General features: G+C 64.3%; 24 protein-coding genes. 11 read left to right on the top strand and 13 right to left on the bottom strand.

Annotation, left to right across the window (positions count from 1 at the left end; translation table 11 throughout):
- The first annotated feature begins 43 nt into the window (after positions 1 to 43).
- Positions 44 to 316 (top strand): PilZ domain-containing protein, encoded by a 273-nt coding sequence (locus EJ067_RS04070; protein ID WP_126084786.1) that lies wholly within the window; start codon positions 44 to 46, stop codon positions 314 to 316.
- A 61-nt stretch (positions 317 to 377) separates the two neighbouring features.
- Here EJ067_RS04070 and EJ067_RS04065 read toward each other — a convergent pair whose 3' ends face one another.
- From EJ067_RS04065 to EJ067_RS04040, 6 genes are all read right to left on the bottom strand, one after another.
- Positions 378 to 845: an isoprenylcysteine carboxylmethyltransferase family protein gene (locus EJ067_RS04065; protein WP_189510378.1), complete on the bottom strand. Its 468-nt coding sequence runs from the start codon at positions 843 to 845 to the stop codon at positions 378 to 380.
- 105 nt (positions 846 to 950) lie between these two features.
- On the bottom strand, positions 951 to 1,898 hold the full coding sequence (locus tag EJ067_RS04060; RefSeq protein WP_126084784.1) for a S1/P1 nuclease: 948 nt from the start codon (positions 1,896 to 1,898) through the stop codon (positions 951 to 953).
- A gap of 306 nt (positions 1,899 to 2,204) precedes the next feature.
- Entirely contained in the window at positions 2,205 to 2,525 is a 321-nt protein-coding gene (locus tag EJ067_RS04055) for a DUF2934 domain-containing protein (protein ID WP_126084783.1), read from the bottom strand.
- 107 nt (positions 2,526 to 2,632) lie between these two features.
- Positions 2,633 to 3,742 (bottom strand): mandelate racemase/muconate lactonizing enzyme family protein, encoded by a 1,110-nt coding sequence (locus EJ067_RS04050; protein WP_126084782.1) that lies wholly within the window; start codon positions 3,740 to 3,742, stop codon positions 2,633 to 2,635.
- A gap of 54 nt (positions 3,743 to 3,796) precedes the next feature.
- On the bottom strand, positions 3,797 to 6,235 hold the full coding sequence (locus tag EJ067_RS04045) for an FAD-dependent oxidoreductase (protein ID WP_126084781.1): 2,439 nt from the start codon (positions 6,233 to 6,235) through the stop codon (positions 3,797 to 3,799).
- A gap of 145 nt (positions 6,236 to 6,380) precedes the next feature.
- Positions 6,381 to 7,379, bottom strand: a complete 999-nt coding sequence (locus EJ067_RS04040; protein WP_126084780.1) for a L,D-transpeptidase — start codon at positions 7,377 to 7,379, stop codon at positions 6,381 to 6,383.
- 448 nt (positions 7,380 to 7,827) lie between these two features.
- Here EJ067_RS04040 and EJ067_RS04035 point away from each other — a divergent pair, with 448 nt between their 5' ends.
- Positions 7,828 to 8,022: a DUF3606 domain-containing protein gene (locus EJ067_RS04035; protein WP_126084779.1), complete on the top strand. Its 195-nt coding sequence runs from the start codon at positions 7,828 to 7,830 to the stop codon at positions 8,020 to 8,022.
- 182 nt (positions 8,023 to 8,204) lie between these two features.
- Positions 8,205 to 8,447 carry a helix-turn-helix domain-containing protein gene (locus EJ067_RS04030; RefSeq protein ID WP_245468158.1) on the top strand — a complete coding sequence of 81 codons (243 nt, stop codon included), beginning with the start codon at positions 8,205 to 8,207 and terminating at the stop codon, positions 8,445 to 8,447.
- 95 nt (positions 8,448 to 8,542) lie between these two features.
- Here the strand turns inward: EJ067_RS04030 and EJ067_RS04025 are convergent, their stop codons facing one another.
- Positions 8,543 to 8,737 (bottom strand): hypothetical protein, encoded by a 195-nt coding sequence (locus tag EJ067_RS04025; protein WP_126084778.1) that lies wholly within the window; start codon positions 8,735 to 8,737, stop codon positions 8,543 to 8,545.
- Positions 8,738 to 8,872: 135 nt separating this feature from the next.
- On the opposite strand from EJ067_RS04025, the gene EJ067_RS04020 reads away from it, so the two are divergent.
- Positions 8,873 to 9,067, top strand: coding sequence for an SDR family oxidoreductase (locus EJ067_RS04020; RefSeq protein ID WP_126084777.1), 195 nt, complete (start codon positions 8,873 to 8,875; stop codon positions 9,065 to 9,067).
- Positions 9,068 to 9,222: 155 nt separating this feature from the next.
- Positions 9,223 to 9,564 carry a hypothetical protein gene (locus EJ067_RS04015; protein WP_126084776.1) on the top strand — a complete coding sequence of 114 codons (342 nt, stop codon included), beginning with the start codon at positions 9,223 to 9,225 and terminating at the stop codon, positions 9,562 to 9,564.
- 53 nt (positions 9,565 to 9,617) lie between these two features.
- On the opposite strand, the gene EJ067_RS04010 is transcribed toward EJ067_RS04015, so the two are convergent.
- Entirely contained in the window at positions 9,618 to 11,156 is a 1,539-nt protein-coding gene (locus EJ067_RS04010) for an FAD-dependent oxidoreductase (RefSeq protein ID WP_126084775.1), read from the bottom strand.
- A 443-nt stretch (positions 11,157 to 11,599) separates the two neighbouring features.
- Here EJ067_RS04010 and EJ067_RS04005 point away from each other — a divergent pair, with 443 nt between their 5' ends.
- A complete protein-coding gene (locus EJ067_RS04005; RefSeq protein ID WP_245468157.1) occupies positions 11,600 to 13,537 on the top strand; it encodes a GGDEF domain-containing phosphodiesterase in 1,938 nt (645 codons plus the stop codon).
- A 48-nt stretch (positions 13,538 to 13,585) separates the two neighbouring features.
- Here EJ067_RS04005 and EJ067_RS04000 read toward each other — a convergent pair whose 3' ends face one another.
- Complete coding sequence (locus tag EJ067_RS04000; RefSeq protein WP_126084774.1) at positions 13,586 to 14,479, bottom strand: LysR family transcriptional regulator; 894 nt, start codon at positions 14,477 to 14,479, stop codon at positions 13,586 to 13,588.
- Between the two features lie 221 nt (positions 14,480 to 14,700).
- Between EJ067_RS04000 and EJ067_RS03995 the strand changes: the two genes are divergently transcribed.
- The 4 genes from EJ067_RS03995 (at position 14,701) to EJ067_RS03975 (ending at position 17,599) form a co-directional block, all read left to right on the top strand.
- The gene (locus EJ067_RS03995) at positions 14,701 to 15,096 is read left to right on the top strand and encodes a cupin domain-containing protein (protein WP_126084773.1); all 396 of its coding nucleotides are present in this window, start codon (positions 14,701 to 14,703) and stop codon (positions 15,094 to 15,096) included.
- Between the two features lie 27 nt (positions 15,097 to 15,123).
- A complete protein-coding gene (locus EJ067_RS03990) occupies positions 15,124 to 16,140 on the top strand; it encodes a zinc-dependent alcohol dehydrogenase family protein (protein WP_126084772.1) in 1,017 nt (338 codons plus the stop codon).
- A gap of 311 nt (positions 16,141 to 16,451) precedes the next feature.
- Complete coding sequence (locus tag EJ067_RS03980; RefSeq protein ID WP_126084770.1) at positions 16,452 to 17,000, top strand: cupin; 549 nt, start codon at positions 16,452 to 16,454, stop codon at positions 16,998 to 17,000.
- Positions 17,000 to 17,599 carry a dihydrofolate reductase family protein gene (locus tag EJ067_RS03975; protein WP_189510376.1) on the top strand — a complete coding sequence of 200 codons (600 nt, stop codon included), beginning with the start codon at positions 17,000 to 17,002 and terminating at the stop codon, positions 17,597 to 17,599. Before EJ067_RS03980 ends, EJ067_RS03975 begins: the two co-directional genes overlap by 1 nt.
- Before the next feature lie 23 nt (positions 17,600 to 17,622).
- On the opposite strand, the gene EJ067_RS03970 is transcribed toward EJ067_RS03975, so the two are convergent.
- Entirely contained in the window at positions 17,623 to 17,982 is a 360-nt protein-coding gene (locus EJ067_RS03970) for a hypothetical protein (RefSeq protein WP_126084768.1), read from the bottom strand.
- A gap of 323 nt (positions 17,983 to 18,305) precedes the next feature.
- On the opposite strand from EJ067_RS03970, the gene EJ067_RS03965 reads away from it, so the two are divergent.
- Positions 18,306 to 18,599 (top strand): GYD domain-containing protein, encoded by a 294-nt coding sequence (locus tag EJ067_RS03965; protein WP_126084767.1) that lies wholly within the window; start codon positions 18,306 to 18,308, stop codon positions 18,597 to 18,599.
- Between the two features lie 135 nt (positions 18,600 to 18,734).
- On the opposite strand, the gene EJ067_RS03960 is transcribed toward EJ067_RS03965, so the two are convergent.
- From EJ067_RS03960 to EJ067_RS03950, 3 genes are all read right to left on the bottom strand, one after another.
- On the bottom strand, positions 18,735 to 19,280 hold the full coding sequence (locus EJ067_RS03960) for a DNA-3-methyladenine glycosylase (protein WP_126089485.1): 546 nt from the start codon (positions 19,278 to 19,280) through the stop codon (positions 18,735 to 18,737).
- The gene (locus tag EJ067_RS03955) at positions 19,270 to 20,271 is read right to left on the bottom strand and encodes an NAD-dependent epimerase/dehydratase family protein (protein WP_126084766.1); all 1,002 of its coding nucleotides are present in this window, start codon (positions 20,269 to 20,271) and stop codon (positions 19,270 to 19,272) included. The genes EJ067_RS03960 and EJ067_RS03955 overlap by 11 nt, the downstream gene beginning before the upstream one ends.
- 86 nt (positions 20,272 to 20,357) lie before the next feature.
- Positions 20,358 to 21,506: an amidohydrolase gene (locus tag EJ067_RS03950; RefSeq protein ID WP_126084765.1), complete on the bottom strand. Its 1,149-nt coding sequence runs from the start codon at positions 21,504 to 21,506 to the stop codon at positions 20,358 to 20,360.
- Positions 21,507 to 21,726 lie beyond the last annotated feature (220 nt).

The following is a 21,726-nucleotide window of genomic DNA, read 5'->3' as shown; positions in this document are numbered from 1 at the left end:
AGGGAGGCTGAGCCCGCCGAGGAAGTTCCGGGACAAGTGCACAATGGCCACCTTTCCCCACACCGAGCGCCGTCTTCATTCACGAGAATTCGTGCTGAAGGAGGCCACGATCGTCACCGCCGACGCCCGCATCAGGTGCTCCATCCGTAACCAGCACGAGCATGGCGCCGAGCTGCGCGTCGGTGCGCAGGTGGAGATACCGGAAGGCTTCACGCTCATCGTTCCCGACGATGATGCCGTCTATCGTGCCGTTGTGCGCTGGCGGCGCAACGAGCGCGTCGGCGTGCAGATGTTCAGCAATTCGATGAAGGCCTGACGCCCGAAACACGCCCACCTGCTGTCACGCCGGTCGCGTGGACCCGGTATGCGGCATCGTCTCAGAGATAGCGGCGCACGCTTGCCTTGTAGGCGCGGTAGGGCTCGCCGAACTTGCGCTCCAGATAGGCCTCTTCGCGCAGCACCACGCCGGAATGCAGGATGAAAAAGACCGGGACCAGCGCGACCACGCCCCACCAGGTATCGAACACGAGCCCGATCCCGAGAAGCAGCCCCATCAGGCCGACATAGAGCGGGTTGCGGCTGTAGCCGAACGGGCCGCCGGTGATGATGGCCAGCGTCGGCTTCGTCGGGTCGATATTGGTGCCGCCGCGCTGCATCGTCATGCGTCCCCAGGCGATGCCGGCAATCGCAACCGCCGCCAGCACGAGGCCCAGCACCAAGGTCGCCGGCCTGCCGCCGATCGCCAGCGGCCAGACATAGCGCAGCGCCAGCATCAGGATCACCGTCACAAGGAACAGCAGCGGCGGGAACGCCGCGACGCCGGGATTGTCTTTTTCGTCGCTCATGGCCATTTCCGATAGTCCTCGAAACGAGGCGCCATTGCCGAGCCGGCACTATGCATCCGCACAGACGAAGCGGCAATCGGCGCCTGCCCGAGTCCGACCCGCCGCCTACTTGTCCACCGCCAGCGTCTCATTGAGCACGGCGGCCAGGTGCAGGCCGCCGAGCGCGAGCTGCTTTACGGCGACCGGCGAGAATTTTTCGAAATAGGCCTGGTCGAGGATCACCGCGTGCGGGTTGTCCGCCTTGATCGACGTGCCTTTGGGCAGCGCGCGATAGGCGTCCTCCGCAATCGCATGGCACGCCGCCAGCCATTTCTCAGGCGTCTGGTCGGCGGCGGGCAACGGCGCGAGATTTGGGATGACGTCGGTCTCGAGGTCGAGCGCGACCTTGCCCCAGTCATAGTATCTGAACAGGATCAGGCTCGAATCCCAGACCGCATGGAAGGTGGTGAGGTCGCGGTAGGTGGAGCCGTCCGGCTTCGGCCGCGAGACGTTGAAGGTCACCGTCAGCGTGTTGCCGCCCTGATCGCCCTGGTTGCCGTCGAGGCGCTCGACGCAGTGCAGCGGCTGCGACAGGTCGCCGACCAGATGGATGACGAAGGCGAGCGCCTTCCAACGCTCCTCGTCGCTCTTCTTCGGATCGGCGAGGATTTTTTCCTGCGCCGGCAGCGCCTTCATCAGGCAGAAACCGAAAGCCGGGTCGTCCTTGCAGTCGCGCGCCGGGTCGTAGGCGATGGAACTGGCCGTCGCATCGCCGGGCTTCGACGCCAACGGGATGTCGACGAAATGCCAGTTCGACGTTTCCTTGTGGTTCTCGGCGCGATAGTCGTCGGGCCAGCTCGCCACCGAGGCCAGCGACACCGTCGCCGGCGGCTTGAGCTTGAGATGCGCGCGCAACAGCTGCTCGATCGTGCCATAGGCGCTTTGGCCGAGCCTATGCTGCGCGATCTCGGCGATCACTGCATGGCCTTCCTGGCCCCAGGCCAGCGCCTGGCCGGGCATCACTCCACCCATCGACATCGTCGCCAGACAGGAAACCGCCGCTTTCCAGTTCATCGCCCCGCCTCCTCAAACAACCTCAAACAAGGTTTCGTCCTGGAAAGTACAGCGGAGGCGGGTGTCACAAACAAGCGGGTTCCCGCGCAACGTGTTTGTCGCGACGATGAGTGGCGCAAGCATGACGATCCGGCAGACCTGCGATGGCCGGCGCGTTGCAGATGCTCTGGCCAATGGGCGACCCTTGCGAGAAGATGGGGCCAGTTGCCCAGAAGCGCCGGTTCGAGACATTGACCGGCCGGCAAAACTATCCGCCGCCAGCTCGCGTAGCGCCGGCTGCGTCGCGTCCTGCCTGTCGTATTTGGCTCAGCCTTTCCGCGCCTGGATGGCCCGCGCCGCCTGCTCGATCGCGGCGCGGTCGTTGCCCAGCCGGTCGAGCAGTTCCTGTGCCTCTCCACTGCTGATTCCGGTACGTATCGCCAGCGCCTCGACCGTCAGCACGTCGGAGCTGTCGATCTCGCGGGTTTCCGGCAGCGCATCGTCCGCCGTCAGCGGCAGGGCCGCCTCGCGATCGATCTCCTTCTCGGCCTGGTGCCAGTGGCGCTCGTGGTCGCCATCGAAGCTGCCTTCGCGCTGCCAGATCTCATAGGCACGCTGCCTGATCTTCTCGATCCGGTCGTCGTCCATCGCCTTTTCCTCCGTGCGTCGTCCTCAACGCAGGGCGAGGCGGAACGATCCGCGCTTTTCGAGAAATGATCGGCGACCGGCCAGAACCGGGTTGGCCGGCGTGCCGGTCAGGGCCCGTATATGGCCAGCGGCTTGCCGAACATGCCGGGCTCGGGTTTCACGCCCAGCCCCGGCCGTTGCGGCACGGCGATATGGCCCTGGCGGATCACGACGGGGTGTTTCGCGTCGAAATGCCCTTTGATGTACTCCTGCGCGATCCAGGCGCCTTCCATGCGGCGCGGCTCCACGGTTGCCGCGAGATGCACGCAGGCCGCCGCGATGATGTCGCCGCCCCAGGCGTCGTCGCAGCTGTGCGGCAGCGAGCGGATGGCGCAAAGGTCGCGCACCGTCGTCATCTTGGTGAGGCCGCCGAGACGGGTGACCTTGAAGCCGAACCCGTCCGCGATGCCCGTCGAGATTGCCCTGAGCACGGCGTTCTGGTCCTCGGTGCTCTCGTCGAGATAGACCGGATGCGTCACGCGGCCTTTCAGCGTCGCGACCTCGTCCATCGTGTTGCAGGGCTGCTCGAAAACGAAAGGGATCGCCTGGCAGAGCCTGTCGAGATGGATCGCGGCGGCGACCGTCAGGCCCCTGTTGCCGTCGACCGCCAGCCGCGCCTTGTAGCCGACCGTCTCCCAGACCTTGTGGACGACGGCCACGTCCTCTTCCAGATTGCGTCCGCCGATCTTGACCTGCAGGCGCGGATAGCCCGCCTTCACCTTGTCGGCCGCGATCCTGGCGGTTTCGTCCGGCGGGCCGACGATCAGCGAATAATAGGCCGGCACGCGGTCGGTCAGCGCGCCGCCGAGCAGCGTCGAGACCGGCACGCCGAGCTTCTGGCCAAGCAGGTCGAGAAAGGCCATGTCGAAGGCGGCCTTGGCGTAGCCATGTCCGTTGAGCCGCTCGTCCATGCGTTTCGCCAGCAGCCTGATCGAGGCGATCTCCGCGCCGATCAGACCCGGGGCGATTTCGGCGATCGCCGCGCGGGCGCCAAGCGCATGATGCGGCTGGTAGACCGGGCCGACCGGGCAGGTCTCGCCCCAGCCGGTGAAACCATCATCCGTCACGATCTCGACGAGCGTCGAGTCCAGCGCCTCCACGTCGGCGCTGGCCATCCGGTAGACGCCGCCTTTGACGGGCAGCTGCACCGAGTAGACATTGATCCGATCGATGCGCATGCTCGGCTCCACTCAAGGGCTGCATCAGCTACGGGGGCTCGACGGCCCCGTCTGCTACATCCGCGCTCTGGCCGAGGTCGGGTCATAAGGCGAATCCGCGATGACTTCGGCGATCTTCCATTGTCCGAGGACCGCGACGTCGAGCTTGGTGCCGGGCCGGCTCAGGCGCTCGGGCAGCAGCGCCAGCGCCACGTCATGCCCGAGCGCGTAGCCATAGCCGCCGGACGTGATGCGCCCGACCAGCGCGCCGTCGATGTAGAGGCCCTCGGAGGCAAGCGTGCTCGCGCCGTCGGTTTCGATCTTGAGCGTCACCGACCGGCGCTGGTCGTTCCTCGCCTTGTATTTCAAGACAGCCCCGCGTCCGACGAAATCGCTCTTGTCGAGGCGGATGAAACGCTCGAGCCCGCTCTCCAGCGCGTTGAGCTCCGGGTTCATGTCGCGATACATGGCGCGGTAGGATTTTTCGAGCCTGAGCGATTCCAGCGCGTGCAGCCCGACCAGCCGCATGTCGTGCTTCTCGCCTTCCTTCAGGATCGCATCCAGCAGCTGCCGCTGGTAGGCGAGGGGATGGTAGAGTTCCCAGCCAAGCTCGCCCTCGTAGTTGACGCGCAGCAGCCGCACGTCGCTGGCCAAGGCGACGCTGCCGCTCTTCACGCTGAACCACGGGAACTTTTCGTTCGAAAGGTCGATCTCGGTGAGAGGTTGCAGCACGTCTCGCGCCTTCGGCCCGACGACGGTGAAGCAGCCGCGATCGTTGGTGACGTTCTTCAGGCTCACGCTGCCGTCGGCCGGAAGCAACTTCGAGAGGTCGTCGAAATTCCAGCGCTCCGCGCGCGGCGTCGAGATCAGGTAGAAGCTGTCTTCTTCGAGGCGCGCCACCATGTACTCAGCCTGCACACCGCCGGCCGCCGTCAGATGATGCGCCAGCGTCACCTTGCCGGTCGCCGGCAGGCGGTTGGCGAGGATATTGTCGAGCCAGGCGGCGGCACTCGGCCCCGACACCTCGAACTTGGTCATCGGCGTCATCTCGACCAGGCCGACGGCGTTGCGCACCGCCTGAACTTCCTCGGCGACGAAATTCCCCTTGGTCGTCCAGCGCCAGCTGTACTGGTCCTTCGCCTCGATGCCCTTCGGCGCGAACCAGTTGGGCATTTCCCAGCCATTGAGCACGCCCCAGACCGCGCCGAGCTCGGTCAGCCTGTCATAGGAGGGCGCGGTCTTCTGCGGCCGGGCTGCGGGCATGTCCTGTCCCGGATATTTCTGCTCCGCATGCGTGCCCCAGGCCTCGCGGACCTTCTCGCGCGTCCAGGCCTTGTTGGCGTAGTCGCCGAAGCGGCGCGGGTCGAGATCGGAGGTGTCGAGGCTGTTGCCGCCTTCGACGATCCGCTCCGACAGATAGTAGCCGATCGTGCCGCCCCACAGGATGCCGCCCGGCACGCCTTCGGCCAGCCAGACATTGGGCAGGCCCCAGGCCGGTCCCATCAGCGGAAGCTCGTCCGCGGTCATCTGGAAGGGCCCGCGCACATTGGCCTTGATGCCCACCCGTCCGAGCGCCGGGACGAGCTGCAAAGCCTGCTCCCAGTTCCACGACACCGCCTCGAAATCCTCTTCGACGAGATCGGCGCCGAACCAGGCGGGCACGCCGTCCTCGGCGAAGAGTTTGAGGTTCGCGGTGCGCTCGTAGGGGCCGAACATCAGGCCGTCGCCTTCTTCGCGCAGATACCCCTCGAAACCCTCGTCGCGCAGGATCGGCATCTCGGGCCGTCCCTGCCGTTTCCGCTCCACGACCTCCGGCACCGCCTCGGTGATCCAGTATTGGTGCAGGATCGGGATAGCCGGGATATCGAGGCCGAGCAGCGCGCCGGTCTGGCGCGCATAGTTGCCGGTGGCTGAGATCACGTGCTCGCAGGTGATGTCGCCCTGGTTCGTCTCAACGAGCCATTCGCCACCGGGCGTTCGTTTGAAGCCGGTCACCTCGGTGTTCAAGTAGACCTTGGCACCCAGATCCCGGGCGCCTCGGGCCATGGCATGCGTCACGTCGGCCGGCGCGATGTGGCCATCATCGGGGTGATAAAGCGCGCCGAGCATGTGGTCGTTGTGGAGCAGCGGGCAAAGCTCCCTGGCCTCCGCCGGCGTCAGCAATTGCGCCCGCATGCCCTGGACGTCGGCGACGCTCATATAGCTCTTGAACTCGTCCAGCCGGTCCCGGGAATTGGCGATGCGCAACTGGCCGCATTTGTGCCAGCCGACCGGCTGCCCGGTCTCGGCCTCCAGCCCTTCATAGATTTCGATGGTCTTCTTGATCATGCGCCCGACATTGATGTTGCGGGCATAGGACGGGACCAGGCCCGCGGCGTGCCATGTCGAGCCTGCGGTCAATTGGGTGCGCTCGAGCAGCGCGACATCGGTCCAGCCGCGCTTAGCCAGACCATACAGGATACCTGCCCCGACGCATCCGCCGCCGACGATCACCACTCTCGCATGTGCTTGCATCGAACCGCCAATTGACCGTTTTCAAAAGCGCGACGCCGAAGCTACAGGCGGTGGAACGCCGTGTAACGTTCTGAAAAACTAGGGGTGACGATAAGCTCGACTTATGCAGCGGTCCGCTTCGGCGGTTTGGCACACTGGCAGCATTTCACTGACTTTGCCCGTCCTGCGCCGTCTCGTCCTTGAAGTCGACTTTCGTGCCCGGCTTGACCATGGCGGCGAGGTCTTCGGCGTCCCAGTTGGTCAAGCGGATGCAGCCATGCGAGAAGGTCGTGCCGATCTTGCCGGGGTCGGGCGTGCCGTGGATGCCGTAGCTTTCGATCGAGAGGTCGATCCAGACCGATCCGACCGGATTGTTCGGCCCCCTGGCGATGGTGAAGGGCCGCTGGCTCCTGACGCCCTTGAAGGCGAATTTCGGATTGTAGTGGTAGGTCGGATTGCGCACCACGCGCCTGACCTCGGCCGCGGCGCTCGGCGCCGGCTTTTCCTCGCTGCCGATCGAGGCGGGGTAGACCGCGAGCGGCTTGCCCGATGGATCGAGCACGCGCACCTCGCGGGACGCCTTGTCGACCTCGACGCTTGCGACCGCTGCGGGAGGATCGCCTCGGCCGACATTGGGCACAACCAGCGTGGTGCCGGCCTTCCTGAAACCGCTTCTGGGATTGAGCATTCTCAGCACTTGTTCGCTGAGATGGAAGCGCTCGGCCAGTTTCTCCCGCGCGTTGCGGTAGCCGAGCCGCTTCAATTGCGCCATGCGCTCCATGCGGGCAGGGATGCGCCTGGTGAAGGGCCCGCGCACATCCCTGGCCGTGACCTCGTAGTTTGTCAGCACCGGACCGGCGAAGGTTGCCGTGAGCCTGTCCCAGGTCTCTCGCGTGAGCTTGCCGTCGGACGGCAGCCCGTTCGCCGCCTGGAAAGCCGCGACGGCCCTCGCGAAATTGTCGGAAAGCCGGCCGTCGATCAGGCCGGGCGAGAAGCGGGCGCGATCGAGAAGGATCTGCGCCTTGAGCAGCATCGGATCGACGGCCTTTGGCTCGCCCTCGATGAACTGCGCCTGATTGACCGCGTCGAGGTCGAACCTGGCCGCCTGCGCCGCGCCGCATGCGAGCGCAAGCGCCATCGCAATGACAAGAAGGAACCTGACCATCGACGTCACTCCAGGACCGCGCCAATACCTGTCTCCCATGTACCTGTCCTAATGACGCGGCGCGGCCGATCTGGTTCCTGTCACGAGAGTCGCGCGAACATCACCGTGAATGTGCACTCCTAGGCATATGCGTTTGAATTTTAAGCCGGAACCAGTTCCCAAAAACGCAGATTGATGGCATGCTTATATAAGGGCCTATGCATTTCTCTGATTCCATGGCCCCCGTCCTGGTGACCGGCGGCTCCCCAACGCCCCCGCCCATGCCGTCGGTTGCCCCATTTGAGCGCCTCAAAATCGAGCAATGCCGAGGCCGACCCGGCGTGCATTCGATTCAAAGCGACCGATGCGCCAAGGTCGCCGACCGAGGCAAATGGTAGCGCCGCACGCCTATATTAGCGTTCTGGAACATTCCTGCTTCCCGGGTGTTCGTTTGCCAGGAGGAGCACCCATGGCAGGCGTCAAAATGAAGCGCGATTTCCGGGACCGCGACCGTGTGTCGGCAGACGAGGACTACGAGGTTCGCTACTTCGCCAAGCAGCACCGCATCACGGCCGAACAGGTTCGGGAACTGATCAGTGAGCACGGTAACGACCGCAAGACTTTGCAACGTGAGGCCAGGAAGCTAGGTGACAAAGCTTTCTAATTTGGGACCGCCGATCTTTGGCCGACTGCGGTCAGTGCAACTGCCAAGGAAGACGATCGGTTCCAGGTCCGTCGCGCCTGCAGGCACTAGATTGGGCCCGACCTCAGGCCGGTGATCTGGCATGAGCAGCGGGGCACAAGCCGCCGGAAATGGACAGCTGAAAGGTCTTAGTGGAGAGCCCCTTGATAGATTTGACGCCAGAGCAGTCCCGAGCCGCACGAGAACTATTGCACTGGTCCCAAGTGCGCCTCGGCGCCAAAGCCGGCCTTGGCGAAGGGACCATTCGCGAATTCGAGAACGGGATTAGAATTCTGCGGGTCGAGAAACGAACCCGCATCCGCCGCGCGTTTGAGATGGCCGGCGTGGTGTTCACGGCGAAGGGACCTTCGCTGTCTGCCGCGAGGTCCGGAATGAATCGTTATTGATAACCGCGGCGCTGCCGAGTCCGCACCACCGGCAGCGAGCCTGGCTGTCTAGGTTGCATCGCCGATGCATCAACTTGCTGGAGATCTCTACGAGGCTACTTTTGGCCGGCACCCGGCCGCTTGACAGCGTCAAGTCCCAGTCGTGTGTTTTCGCCCTCGGCGAAAGATTTCGCGTCCGGTTCGGACCCGAACCCCTTTATGGTTACAACACCGTCTTCGATGACGCGCACGTAATACCTGTCCTCCAATGCGTCGATCTCTACCGAATCCATTACGATTGACTTGTTCATTGATAGCCCACCTGAACAGCCATCCCGGGCGTCAAACGTCGTCGGCCAAAAGATGTTCCGCGATTCACTAATAAAATCGTTTAGTCAGTCTGTTAGAGCGATCGATTGTCTCGTCTCCATACAGGCCCTGACTCAATGCAAGGCGCGCCGGCCCGCCTGTTCGCTGGCGCTGGCCAGCCACGCCGCCATTTCGACCAGATGGGCGCTAGCATTCCCGCGGGAAGGATCGCGACGCCCGCCGATGTTGCGCCGGTCTATCTCTATCTGCTGGAGAACGATTTCATGACCGGCGAGACCATCCACATCGACGGCGGGCAGCGGCTGGTCTGAGCGGCCAGGGCGGAAGACCTGGTGTCCTGCTCTCACCAGGGCCGAACGTCGCCTGCTGGGGCTTTGCTGGGCATTCGCGGACCAATGGCGTTTTTGGCGGAACGCTAATATACATGACGCTCGAATGAGCAGCGTCTCCGCAGACGAGGAATGCCGTGCGAAGCTTCATTCTCACAGCCATGTGCATCGCCGCCGCCGCAACAGGCGCCAACGCGCATGACTGGTACGAAAACAAGGTTGATCCGGTGACGAAGTTCAAATGCTGCGGCGGTTATGACTGCCGCGCCATACCTCAGTCTTCGGTACAGTCGAGGGTTGACGGGGGCTATACCTATGTGCCCGACGGTTTCAACATCCCGCGAGATCGCGTGCAGGAATCGCCGGACGGCCAATACCATATCTGCGAGAATCATTACGTCATAACCAATCAGCCCTATTTGCGCTGCTTTTTCGCGCCACGGGCTAAGATCTCTCTTTTGCTGCCGACGCCAAGGTAGTACGGCTCGTCGCTCCCAGGTCGTCATCCCGATCTGACCGCCTCCTGTATCATTCATCCGTTGGCCGTCTGGCGTTCCATTTCCATCTCGGCCTGCAGGCTTTCGATGTCGCGGAAAATCGAAGCGACCGCCAGCGTGCGTCCCTTGCGCTTGAAACGCAGCAGGCAATCTCTGGCGGCAATGTCGCCTTCCACCGCTATCTCGTCCCATCGCTCCGCATGCCCGACGTAGTTGATCGGGACGTCATAGTGCTGGCTCCAGAAGAACGGGACGGCAGTGTATTTCTCCCGGCGTCCGAGCATGTTCAGTGCTGCCGTTTGCCCCTGCCTTTCCGCGACCACCCAGTGCTCGACCCTGATGTTTTCGCCGGTGTGGGGATCGGGCCACCGCGCAATGTCGCCGGCCGCGAAAATGCCCGGCACGCTCGTCTCCAGGAAGGCGTCCACCATGACGCCGCGGTCGAGCCTGAGCCCGGCTTTCTCGGCGAGCCCGAGCCGCGGCCGCACGCCGATGCCGGCTACGACAAGATCCGCGGTCAGGGCAAGGCCGCTGCTCAGTTGCACGTTCGCGCCGTCGATGCCGGTCGCGGTGTCCTTGAGATGAAAGACGACGCCGTTCTGTTCGTGGAGGCTGCGGATGAAGTCGCCCATTTGCGGCCCGAGGACCCGTTCCATCGGGCGTTCGTCGGGAGCGACGACATGAACTTCGATGTTTCGCGCGCGCAGCGACGCGGCAACCTCGAGGCCGATGAAACTGACGCCCAGAACGATGGCGCTGCGGGCCGTCTTGGCCCGGTCGATGATCGTGCTGCAGTCTGCGAACGAGCGCAGCGTGTGAACGTGCGGCTGATCGGCGCCCGGAATGGTGAGGCGGACCGGTTCGGCTCCCGTTGCAAGCAGCAATCGGTCGTAAGCAGCCCGGGTTCCGTCGGCGAGCACGACCTCGCCGGACCGGACATCGATGTCGGCGACGGTGGTTTTGAGACGCAGATCGATGTCATTCTTTGCATAAAAGCTTGCGCCACGCAGTGGAACCCAGTCCGACGGCGCCTTGCCGGCGAGGTAGTCCTTGGAAAGGTTGGGACGATCGACGGGCGGCGCCTCGTCGTCGCTGAGCATCAGGATGCTGCCCCGATGGCCTTCGCGCCGTAGTCTTTCGGCGGCCGCGAAACCTGCCGCGCCGCCGCCGATGATCACGACTTTACCGGCAAACTGGCCGGCGTCTCCGCCGGCGGGCTTCCGAGCCACCCGTTTGCGTTTCTCGCCCACGAATATCCGGTCACCCCGCTGGTCCACCGACCAGCAGGCGAGCGGACTGAAGGCAGGCGCGCGCAAGGCTTCGCCGGTGCGCAAATCAAAGCATGCATGGTGCCAGGGGCATCGAACGGTATCCTCCACGACAAGACCGTCAACCAGCGGCCCGCCGTAATGCGTGCACGTCGCTCCGATTGCGAAGACTTCCGTCCCGCTGCGCACCAGCAGCACCTGTTCATCGCCGCAGTGACCGACCAGCTTTCCGCCATCGGGAAGGTCGGATTGCGCGATGCCTTGGGTCAAATCCGGTCCATTCGATTTGGAATGGTCTTGAGCCATCTTCTCCTCCCTTATGCCATCTAGAACCTGCCAGAGTGACTCCGGGCCATGTTTTGGGCAATCACACGATCGCTTGGCCTGCTTACTCCAGTCGGTGAAGGTTCGGGGCCTTGTTGCGACATCGGTGCGCCATCCTTCCCTGACCGTGGAGACCGACCGATGATTAGATGAAGTTTCGTCGGATCGGTTCCAACGGACCGATCAATTTTCGCGGCCCGGCCGCACGGTCGGATCGGGTCAGGGATCTCCGCTCGTGCAAACCCTGCCCGTCGGGCTGTGGGCAGCCTCGACCCCGACGCCGCGCGCGCCTGTATCTGCCGGATACGCCGTAAGCTGCTGAAATCCTTAACGTGATTTTCATCCCGCTCACCTACACACTTAGTATCATGGGACATCTCAAGCCGCCTGGCTCAGGCCCGGGCCCTCAGGGGCAAAGCGAATCCGTGGAGGACGGGATACTCCGGGATCAGCTCGCTGACCTGAGGAAGGGCCTCTTCATCTCGATGCCCGTCGGCACGGTGCTCTCGGCCCTGGTCCTGGCGGTGCAGATGCTCTCGGGCGGCCGCCTCGCGGCGGTGCTGTGGTTCGCGGCGGTCACCATCATAAATGGCGCCCGCATAGGGCTGGCGCTTGCCCGGTCGGACGTTCCCGATAGTGGGCCCGATGGCGGGTTGAAGCCGGTCGCTGCCCGACTTTCCTTTTACGGGCTGTTGGCTCTGGCATCCGGCGTCGCGTGGTCTTTTCTGGCCGCGCTGTCTGACGGGTACACCACGCCGCAGGCGCCGCTCTACCTGGTCGTTCTTGCGGGCCTGTCGGCCGGTTCGGTAACCTACGGAGCGTCATACGCACCGGCTTCGATCAACTTCATGACGCTGCCGCTGCTGATCGCTGCCGGATGCGTGTTGGCGAAAGGCAATATCGAGAACTACGTCCTCGGTTTCACGGTCCTGCTTTTTCTCTGCGGAATGATCAGGAGCTCGCTTCTCGGTGAGGCCCGCTTCAAGGAGACAAGCCGCCTCAAATACGAGGCGAGGGCCTTCGCCGCCCAGATGGAACGGAATTCCAGGCGGGATCCGCTGACGAATTTGCTCAACAGATACGGGCTCGAGCAGGCCATCTCATGTCTGGGGCGTTCCGACGGTCCGTTCGTGGCCATGCTGATCGATCTGGACGGCTTCAAATCCGTCAACGACACCTATGGTCACAATATCGGCGACGACCTGCTGGTCAGGGTCGCGCGCAGGATAGAGAACCATGCTCCGCCAGGGGCAACAATTGCGCGCATCGGCGGCGACGAGTTTGTGCTGCTGTTTCCCGCCTCGCGATCCCCGCATTCGACGGAAGAGCTTGCCTCCTCGATCATCGCGGCCATCGCAGATCCTGATCCGGCGCTGAATTCGGTGCGTGTCGGCGCGTCGATCGGAATCTACGCATCGGAGAAACCGCAATTGACGGAGATGCTGCTGCGCGCGGACTTCGCGCTTTATGCGGCCAAGCACAGCGGCAGGAACGAATACTGTCTCTTCGATGCCGAACTCGACCAAGGGCTCGAACGCAAGCATTGCATCGAGCGCGACCTGCGCGCAGCCATCGAGAGCGGCGCTCTTTGCTCGTGGTTCCAGCCGATCGTGCGGCTGGACACCCATGCGGTCGTCGGCTTCGAAGCGCTCCTGCGGTGGCAGCATCCGGTCCATGGGGCCATTCCGCCGCCGGAGATCGTCACGGCGGCGCGTGAAACCGGTCTGCTTTCCTTGCTGACGGAGACCGTGTTTCTCAACTGCTGCTCCATGATCGAAGAACTCGCGAGGGACGGTCGCCAGGATGTGCGCGTAGCGATGAATCTTTCGCCGCGCGAGCTCGAGGCCGGCAATGTCGACGACATGATCCTCGACGGCCTCAGGGCAAACAACGTGCCCGCGGCCATGCTCGAGATAGAGATCACGGAAGAGGCGCCCGTGGATCGCGAGAGGGTCGACGAAAAGCTGGAACGCCTGGCGGACGCGGGCATATCGATCGTGCTGGATGATTTCGGCACCGGCTTCTCGACCCTGGTGTCGCTGAAAGACAGCCGCATCCGCAAGATCAAGATCGACAAGGACTTCGTTCGCGATCTGCCGAAGTCCGTAGAAGACCAGGCGCTCGTCAAGGCGGTCATCGATCTCGGGCGAACGCTGGGAATAGAAGTGATGGCCGAGGGCGTCGAGACGGACGCCGACCGCCTGATCCTGCGCTCGCTCGATTGCATGATCGCCCAGGGATTTCTCTTCTCGGCAGCGCTTCCCATGCATGACGCTCTTGCCTTCGAACCAAGGCATTTCGACGGCTCTGCCAAAGCTTCCTTCGATCCCGGGCCCTCACGACGAACCGGCAGCGCTGCCTGAGAGGCGAGCGGCTGCGATGGCTCAGCAGCGATCGATCCGGCCGCGGCTTCAACTCCGATGCCGCAGCGCCTCGACGACCACCGCCATCGCCGGTGAAAGCTGCCGTCGGCTCGGATAGTAGAGGTGATAGCCCGGGAAGGGCAGGCTCCAGTCGTCGAGCACGAGCGTCAGCCGTCCCTCCGCGATGTGGTGGCTGACGAGGTTTTCCGGGACGTAGCAGATGCCGTAACCGCTCAGCGCCGCGTCGACCATGGGAAGCGTCGTGTTGAAGGTCAGCTGGCCGTCCACTCGCACCCGAAGCTCGCGGCCCTTTTTCTCGAACTCCCAGGCATAGAGCCCGCCGAACGTCGCCTGCCGCAGGCAGATGCAGTCATGCGTGACCAGATCCTGAGGTATCCTCGGGGCGGGGCGGCGCGAGAAATAGTCGGGCGAGGCGACGGCCACCAGCCGCCAGTCCGGGCCGATGCGCACCGCGATCATGTCGCGATCGACGCTCTCGCCGAGCCGCACGCCGGCGTCAAAACGCTCCGCCACGATGTTGCGCATGCCGTTATCACTGTAGAGCTCGACGCGGAGATCCGGATAGTCGCGCAGCGCCGGCTCAAGCTTCGGCCAGACGACCGTCTGCAGCGCATGGTCAGACAGCGTGAGGCGGACCGTGCCCGAGGGCTTGTCGCGAAAGGCGACCAGGCCGGCGAGGTCCGCCTCGATCTCCTCGAAGCGCGGCGCAAGCGACTGGAACAGCCGCTCGCCGGCTTCGGTGGGCGCCACGCTGCGCGTCGTGCGCGTGAGCAGGCGAACGCCGAGCCGCGCCTCCAGCTCCTTTATGGTGTGGCTGAGCGTCGACTGCGAGGTGCCGAGCCCCGCCGCCGCCTTGGTGAAGCTGCGCTCGCGGGCGACCGCAAGGAACCACAGCAGATCCTTCATGTCGTCGCGCTGCATCGGAAACCTTCTTCGGTTTCAGATTTATATCACAGGCCGATAAGTCCATGCGGATTATCTCATCTAATCCCACGAGCTTCGCTGCAATATCTTCCCTGGCAAGTCCGTGCGGGCCAGCCCGCGCCCCCCGTGAGGCTCGGCCGCCTCAATGAGGATCAAGACGCCCTCGGCAGAGCGGCGAGTTTCCGCTTCGCATCGAACGCATCTGACAGGAGATCACCATGGACATTCTTCGCGCAGGCACGCGGCCGTCCGGCAAGGGTCCGGCTGACTGGTTCACCGGCACCGTCCGCATCGATCCGCTCTTCAACCCCTTCGGCGCCGCCCGCACGCAGGGCGCGCAGGTCACCTTCGAGCCCGGCGCCCGCACCGCGTGGCACACACACCCGCTCGGGCAGACACTGATCGTCGTCTCCGGCCGCGGCCGCGTCCAGCGCGAGGGCCGCCCGGTCGAGGAGATCAGGCCCGGCGACGTCGTCTGGTTCGCGCCCGGCGAGAAGCACTGGCACGGCGCATCGCCCGAGACCGCCATGACCCACATTGCCGTCCAGGAGGTCAAGGACGGCAGGGTCGTCGAATGGCTGGAACATGTCAGCGACGCCGACTACGGCGCCTGACCCTCTCGCGAACGAAAGGAAAGCAAAATGCTCGCAACCGTTCTTCACAGGCCCGGCGACATCCGCTGCGAGGAAATCGAGGAACCGAAAATCCTTCGCCCGACGGACGCCATCATCAAGCTCTCGGCAAGCTGCATCTGCGGTTCGGATCTGTGGCCCTATCGCGGGCTGCAGCCGGTCGACGGCCCCATGCATATGGGCCACGAATATTGCGGCATCGTCGTCGAGGTGGGCAGCGAGGTGCGCAACGTGCGCCCCGGCCAGTTCGTCGTCGGCTCCTTCTGCCTTTCCGACAACACCTGCCCGCACTGCCGCTTCGGCTTCCAGTCCTCCTGCGAGCAGCGCGAGTTCATGTCGGGCGCGCAGGCGCCCTATGCCCGCGTGCCACTGGCCGACGGCACGCTGGTCGCCACCGCCGAGGTTCCGCCCGCCGAGCTGGTGGCTGACCTGTTGGCCGTTTCGGACGTGCTCGGCACCGGCTGGTATGCAGCCGACGCGGCCGAGGTTCGCGAGGGGTCGACGGTGGTCGTTGTCGGCGACGGCGCGGTCGGCCTGATGGGCGTGCTCGCTGCCAGGGAGATGGGTGCGGAGCGCATCATCGCCATGAGCCGGCACGAGAGCCGTCAGAAACTCGCCCGCGAATTCGGCGCGACCGACATCGTAGCCGAACGCGGCGAGGAAGGCATTGCCCGCATCAAGGAACTCACCAAGGGCGTCGGCGCGGATTCGGTGCTGGAATGCGTCGGCACGGCCGAATCCTTCGACCAGGCGCTTGCCTGCTCGCGGCCCGGCGGCACCATCGGCTATGTCGGCGTGCCGCATGGCGTGAGCTTCGATGGCCAGCGCCTGTTCTTCGGCCAAAAACGCATGCTGGGCGGCCCGGCGCCGGTGCGCCGCTTCCTGCCCGATCTGATGGACCGCGTGCTCAAGGGCAGGATCAAGCCCGGCAAGGTCTTCGACCTCAAGCTGCCGCTGGCCGAGGTGGCGGAAGGCTACCGCGCCATGAACGAGCGCCGCGCGATCAAGGTCATGCTCGAGGTGTAGGTCTCTGCAAGGGAGAGCCGGCGGCAAAACTGCCAATTTCCCCCTTGTGGGGGAGATGTCCGGTAGGACAGAGGGGCGCTGTCCCGCCGGCCTTGCCGGTCGATCGTACCTGCATCCTTGCGAGGGGCGCACTTTGGCAAGCGCCAACGCTGCATTCCTTCGCGCCCCCCTCTGGGCTGCCGACCATCTCCCCCACAAGGGGGGAGATCGGATGTCACGTTCGCCTTCGCCAATCGCCGCAAGGGGCGGGAACAAAGCGCGCCGCCGCTGGTTGAGAACGGTCGGCAATCGAGTGGCGGAAAGGTCACGGCATGCCAGGACAAGCAAAGCTCAGGGAACTTGTCGAGCAGCGTGAACCGCTCACCTTCCGCTTCGAGGATGACGGCCTGGTGCCCAACCATCCACGCTGGCCGATGCTCGTCTACCGAGAGGCCGTGACGCTGCCGGACGGTGTCGATCCGGCTTCCGTCTTCGAGGATCTCTTCAGCACGAACGGCTGGGGCGACGGCTGGCGCAACGGCATCTACGATTACGTCCACTACCATTCGCGCATCCACGAAGTGCTGGGCATCGCGCGCGGCACGGCCGAAGTGCGCTTCGGCGGCGGCAAGGGCAAGGTGCTGACGGTCAAGGCCGGCGACGTCGCGATCCTGCCGGCCGGCACCGGCCACCAGCGCCTGTCGTCGTCATCTGACCTGCTCGTCGTCGGCGCCTATCCGCCTTTCGGCACCTACGATCTGTGCACGCGCGCCGAGCAGCACGAAGAGGCGCTGCGCACCATCCCCAAGGTCGGCCGTCCTGAGAAGGACCCCGTCTATGGCAGCGAAGGCCCGCTGCTTGCCGCATGGCAGGAAGGCTGATGGCACGGATCGTCGCCATCGAGCATCTGACGCTGGACGGTGTGTACCAGGCGCCAGCGCGCGCCGATGAGGATACGCGCAATGGTTTTGCCCATGGCGGCTGGGGCAATCCGGGCAGCGACCGCAAGATGCAGGAGGTCATTGGACACGCCATGGCCGGCGGATGGTCGCTGCTCGCCGGCCGGACTACCTATGAGGACCTCTACGAAGGTTGGGTCGTCCGCCAGCCTGCCAGTCCGATGACCAAGGCGCTGACCGACGTGCGGAAATTCGTAGCTTCCCACGACCCAGGCTACGAACCGCGTTGGGAAAATTCGACGCTGCTTGCCGGCGAGGCAGCCATGCGCCAGCTCAAGCAAGCTCATGACAAGCCGCTGGTCATGTTCGGCAGCGGCAAGCTGCTCCGCGCGCTGATGCGGCATGGGCTGGTCGATGAACTGGTGCTGGTGGTCCACCCGCTGGTGCTGGGCGAAGGTTTTCGCCTTTTCGAGCCGGGGCAGGCGCCCTCGACGTTGAAACTGTTGAGCCAGGTCGCGACCGAAACGGGCGTGGCAATCCTCACCTACGCCTTCGACAAGAAGGCTGCACGGCCGGAGTAGGGATCGGAACGCGCGGCCACCGCTTATGGATACTTCGCCTTCTTTGGCGCGTAGATCGCAGGATCGAAATCCAGTTCCTTCGGCAGTGGCTGGCTGGAGCACTGCAGATGCATCTGCCGGGCGAGAAGCCGTCGCTGCTGCTGCTCATGCTCCTTGACCGCCGCCACCATTCCCATGCTGTAGGGGCCGAGCAAGACGCCGAAACCCCAGCCGGGGTGCTCTTTTTCACGGGTGGCGTAGTCCGAGGCCGCCAAGCGGGCTTGCTGGCATTCCGGCGATGCCCATTTCGGGTCCTGCTGCGAGAGCGACGATCCATAGTCGACCGGAGAGCTGACGCATCCAGCCACCACCGCGCTCAAAGCGACGGCCATTGCATATCTCATCCTTAAGCCTCTCCTAAAGCAGGGTGGGAGTACACAGGAACCCTTCTTCCCACAAGGAGGATATCCGAGGCCAACAGCTGCCGCCCTTGTCCGCCCGACCGTGCCGGATCCGGACCGGGCGAACGCGAAGGGCGGCGCGCCCAACAAAGGCCGCCATGCGAGCCGTCCACGCCGAGCGCTTGGCAGGGTCTGCGGGAGCTGTCCTTGCAGACGGCGCTTTTCGGGCCGCCTGTGGTTTGCGCACCCACCTCGTGGTATCGTTGCTGCGGGAGACGGCGGACGCGCCGTGAGCGCCCGCCCGCTCCCCGTTGTGGGAGGAACAAATGGCCTATTACGTATTCCTGTCGAATTTCACAGACCAGGGTATCAAGGCAATAAAGGATACTCAGAAGCGTGCCGAGGCCTTCAAGGCGGCGGCCAGCAAAAGCGGCGTCAAGGTTCACACGCTGTTGTGGACGCTGGGTCAATATGATGTCGTGGGGATCACTGAAGCCGAAGACGACATTGCCGCTACCGCACTCTCCTTATCGATCGCATCTTTAGGCAACATCAGAACTCAGACATTGAGGGCATTTGATACGGCCGATATGACCAAGATATTGGCAAAGGTGGCTTGATCGCCACCGCGCTGCAGCGCGCAGATCGTCCAAATCAAGTCGGGCGACGGCCTCCTGATCCATGACCACAGCCCGCGGCATAAGAAAGAGGTTCGCGGCTCGACGAGGGCCGCGATCTTTACACCGCTTGGCCGCTCAGAATTTCCGGCTGAGATAGGACGATCCGCCAAGGCCGAACCTCCACTCGGCTTCCACGCCCCTGGAAATCCCGATCCTGCGTCCGCTGAGGACCGCGGCGGCGTCGGTCTCGGAGCGGGCGAACTCGAAGGGCGGCGCGCTCAACGACAGCCCGTTGTGCGAGCCGTCGATGCCAAGCGCCTGGCAGAGCTTGCCCGGACCGGAGCACAGCAGCCTGTCGTCGTCGGTTCCCCGCCTGCCGCGCATGGCGGCGATGCCGGATTGCGGCTGGATCGCCCGGATCAGCACCGCGCTGCCCGGCAGGCACACCGCATTCAGGCACCAGTGCAGGCCGTAGGAGCGATAGACATAGGCAGTGCCCGGAGCACCGTACATCGGCGCGTTGCGCGGCGTGCGGCCGCGATAGCTGTGCGAGGCCGGGTCGTCGGGGCTATAGGCCTCGCTCTCGACGATGATGCCGCCGACGCCGGCGAGACCAAGCCGCGCGCCGATGAGCTCGCGCGCGACCACAAGCGCGTCACGGGCAAAGAAATCACGCAACAGAACGGTCAGCGGCCTCTCCCGCAAAGCCGGGATCCGGGGCGGCAACCGTCCCCGCGGCTATCAGCGCCCGGACGGACTCCTGGATTGCCTCGAAGCTCGTATAGCGAGGCTTGTAGCCGAGGCGCTGACGGCTTTTCTCGATCGAGTGGCATGAGCTGCGCATGACATGTCCTCGCGAGCCCACGGCATCATCGCCTTCCAGATCGAGGATCCATTCGTCGAAGGGTTTGAACGCGATCCGCGGCTCCTTGCCGAACCAGCGATAGACTGTTTCGGCATAGCCCCGCAGCGTGACCGCCTGCTCGGAAACCGTGTTGAATGCCTCGCCGATCGAGGCCGTCCGGTTTTCGATCGCGCGGATGATCCACTGGGCGACGTCATCGGCATGAACGTGATGCACCGTCTCGAGCCCGAGATTCGGCAGAACCAGCTCGTCGCCGCGGGCGATCAAGGAACAGACGGCGGGATTGGCATTGCCGAGCGGGTTGATCGGGATCCATCCCTCTCCCACGATATGGCCGGGCCGAAAGCAGGTCGCCGGAAAACCGGTCAGCCGTGCCTGCCGCAACAGCCAGGCCTCGATCGCGGCCTTGTCCGCCCCGTATGTGTCGATGGGGTTTGGCGGGTCCGCCTCGGTCGACGGGATGGTGAAGAAACGACCGTGTACCCAGATCGAGCTGCAGAACAGATAGTGCTCGATCCTGCCGCGCAGCGCCTCGACAAGTTGCCGGGCGCTTGGCAGATCGAACGATATCATGTCGACGACGATCTCCGGACGCAGCTCCGCGATCATCGTGCCGAACCGTCCCGCCTTCTCTTCGGCGGCGCGATCGATGGCGATGTTCTCGATCGAATTCCAGGCGAAATGGGGACGATAGGGCACCGCCATGCCGCGGCTTACATTCACGACATCATGTCCGAGCTCGACGAGCCGAGGCACCAGATAGCTTCCGACGTGACCACTGCCTCCGATGACGACGATGCGGGACATGGCCTGCTCCCTGCTGCCCACACGATTTCCGAGATTTGGTTCCTGCCGCGATATAGCTAAGGCTTGTCGAAGGAGAAGCCAGCCGCTCACCCCAAAAGATTGCGCACCGTGCGCATGAAGATTTTCGAGCCGATCGGGATCAGGTCGTCGGGAAAGTCGTAGTCGGGATTGTGAAGGGCAGGGTAGCGCTCGCCGGCGCCGAGGAAGAACATTGCGGATTTGGCATTATGGCCGAAGATGCCGAAATCCTCCGATGCGCGCATCGGCAGGGCTTCCTCGCCGCGCGAAACACCTTCCTCGTCGAGCGCCCGCGCGAGATGCTCCACCGCATCCGGCGCGTTGACGCTGGCGACGAAGATCTCATGATAGTCGAAGCGCACGGCAAGGCGATGCTCGGCCCCGATCTTCGCCGCCAGCGCTTCCGCGGCGGCGACCAGCTCCGCCATGCCCTCGTCGCGCCTTGTGCGCAGCGTCGCCCACACCTCAGCGTAACCGGGCGCGATGCCGAACACGGCCTCGCCCATCGCGGCATGGGTAACGGTGACCATGCTGAAATCGTCGTCGGCGAAGGAGCCGTGCCCGAGCGCGGGCAACCGCGGCATCAGCTCGCTCACTGCCAGCATCGGCGACACGCCGGTTTCGGGCATGGAGGAATGCGCGGTCTTGCCCTCCAGGATGATCCGCATGCCGCGCGAGGCGCAGTTCACCACGCCCGCCTTGAGCCGCACCTCGCCGAACGGCACGCCCGGCAGGTTGTGCAGCGAGAAGGCGAAATCCGGCGCGATCTCTGAAAAGCGCGGATCGGCGACAACGCCGGCCGCGCCATTGCCGGTCTCCTCCGCCGGCTGGAACATCAAAACCACGCGGCCGCGCGCCGGCCTCTTGCGCCCGAGCTGACGGCCGAGCGCGGCGAGGATCGCGGTGTGCCCGTCATGGCCGCACATATGCGACTTGCCGGGCACCTGCGAGGAATGCTCGACCCCCGAAAGCTCCTCGATCGGCAGCGCGTCGAGCTCCGAGCGGAACAGCACAGTCGGCCCGGCTTGGCCGCTGTCATAGACCGCCGCCACGCCGTGCCCGCCCAGTCCGGTCAGCACCTTGTCCGCTCCGGTATCGGCGAGGAAGGCGACGACCTCTTGCGCGGTCTTCTCTTCCTCGTTGGAGATCTCCGGCTGCCGGTGCAGCTTCCGGCGCCACGCGGTAAGCTCGATGAGATCTCGATTGGTGAGGGTCATGGCGGGGCTCCGCTTGTGCTTGCAGGTCACACAAACACAATAGGGCGCCCGGAGGGGCAGAGTAAACTCGACCAGCGCGCGGCATAACTGCTCCAATCTATCGATTGAGCAGATGATCATGTTGGCTGTCGCGAAACTGTAAGCCGCTTGTGGATGGGGATCTGGATACCGCGCCAGTGGCTATTCAGCTGGGCTAAAACGTGCTTCATGCGGACATTAT

Source organism: Mesorhizobium sp. M1D.F.Ca.ET.043.01.1.1 (assembly GCF_003952385.1).
In the GTDB taxonomy this organism is placed as follows: domain Bacteria; phylum Pseudomonadota; class Alphaproteobacteria; order Rhizobiales; family Rhizobiaceae; genus Mesorhizobium.
This window is presented reverse-complemented; position numbering and strand designations above follow the sequence as displayed.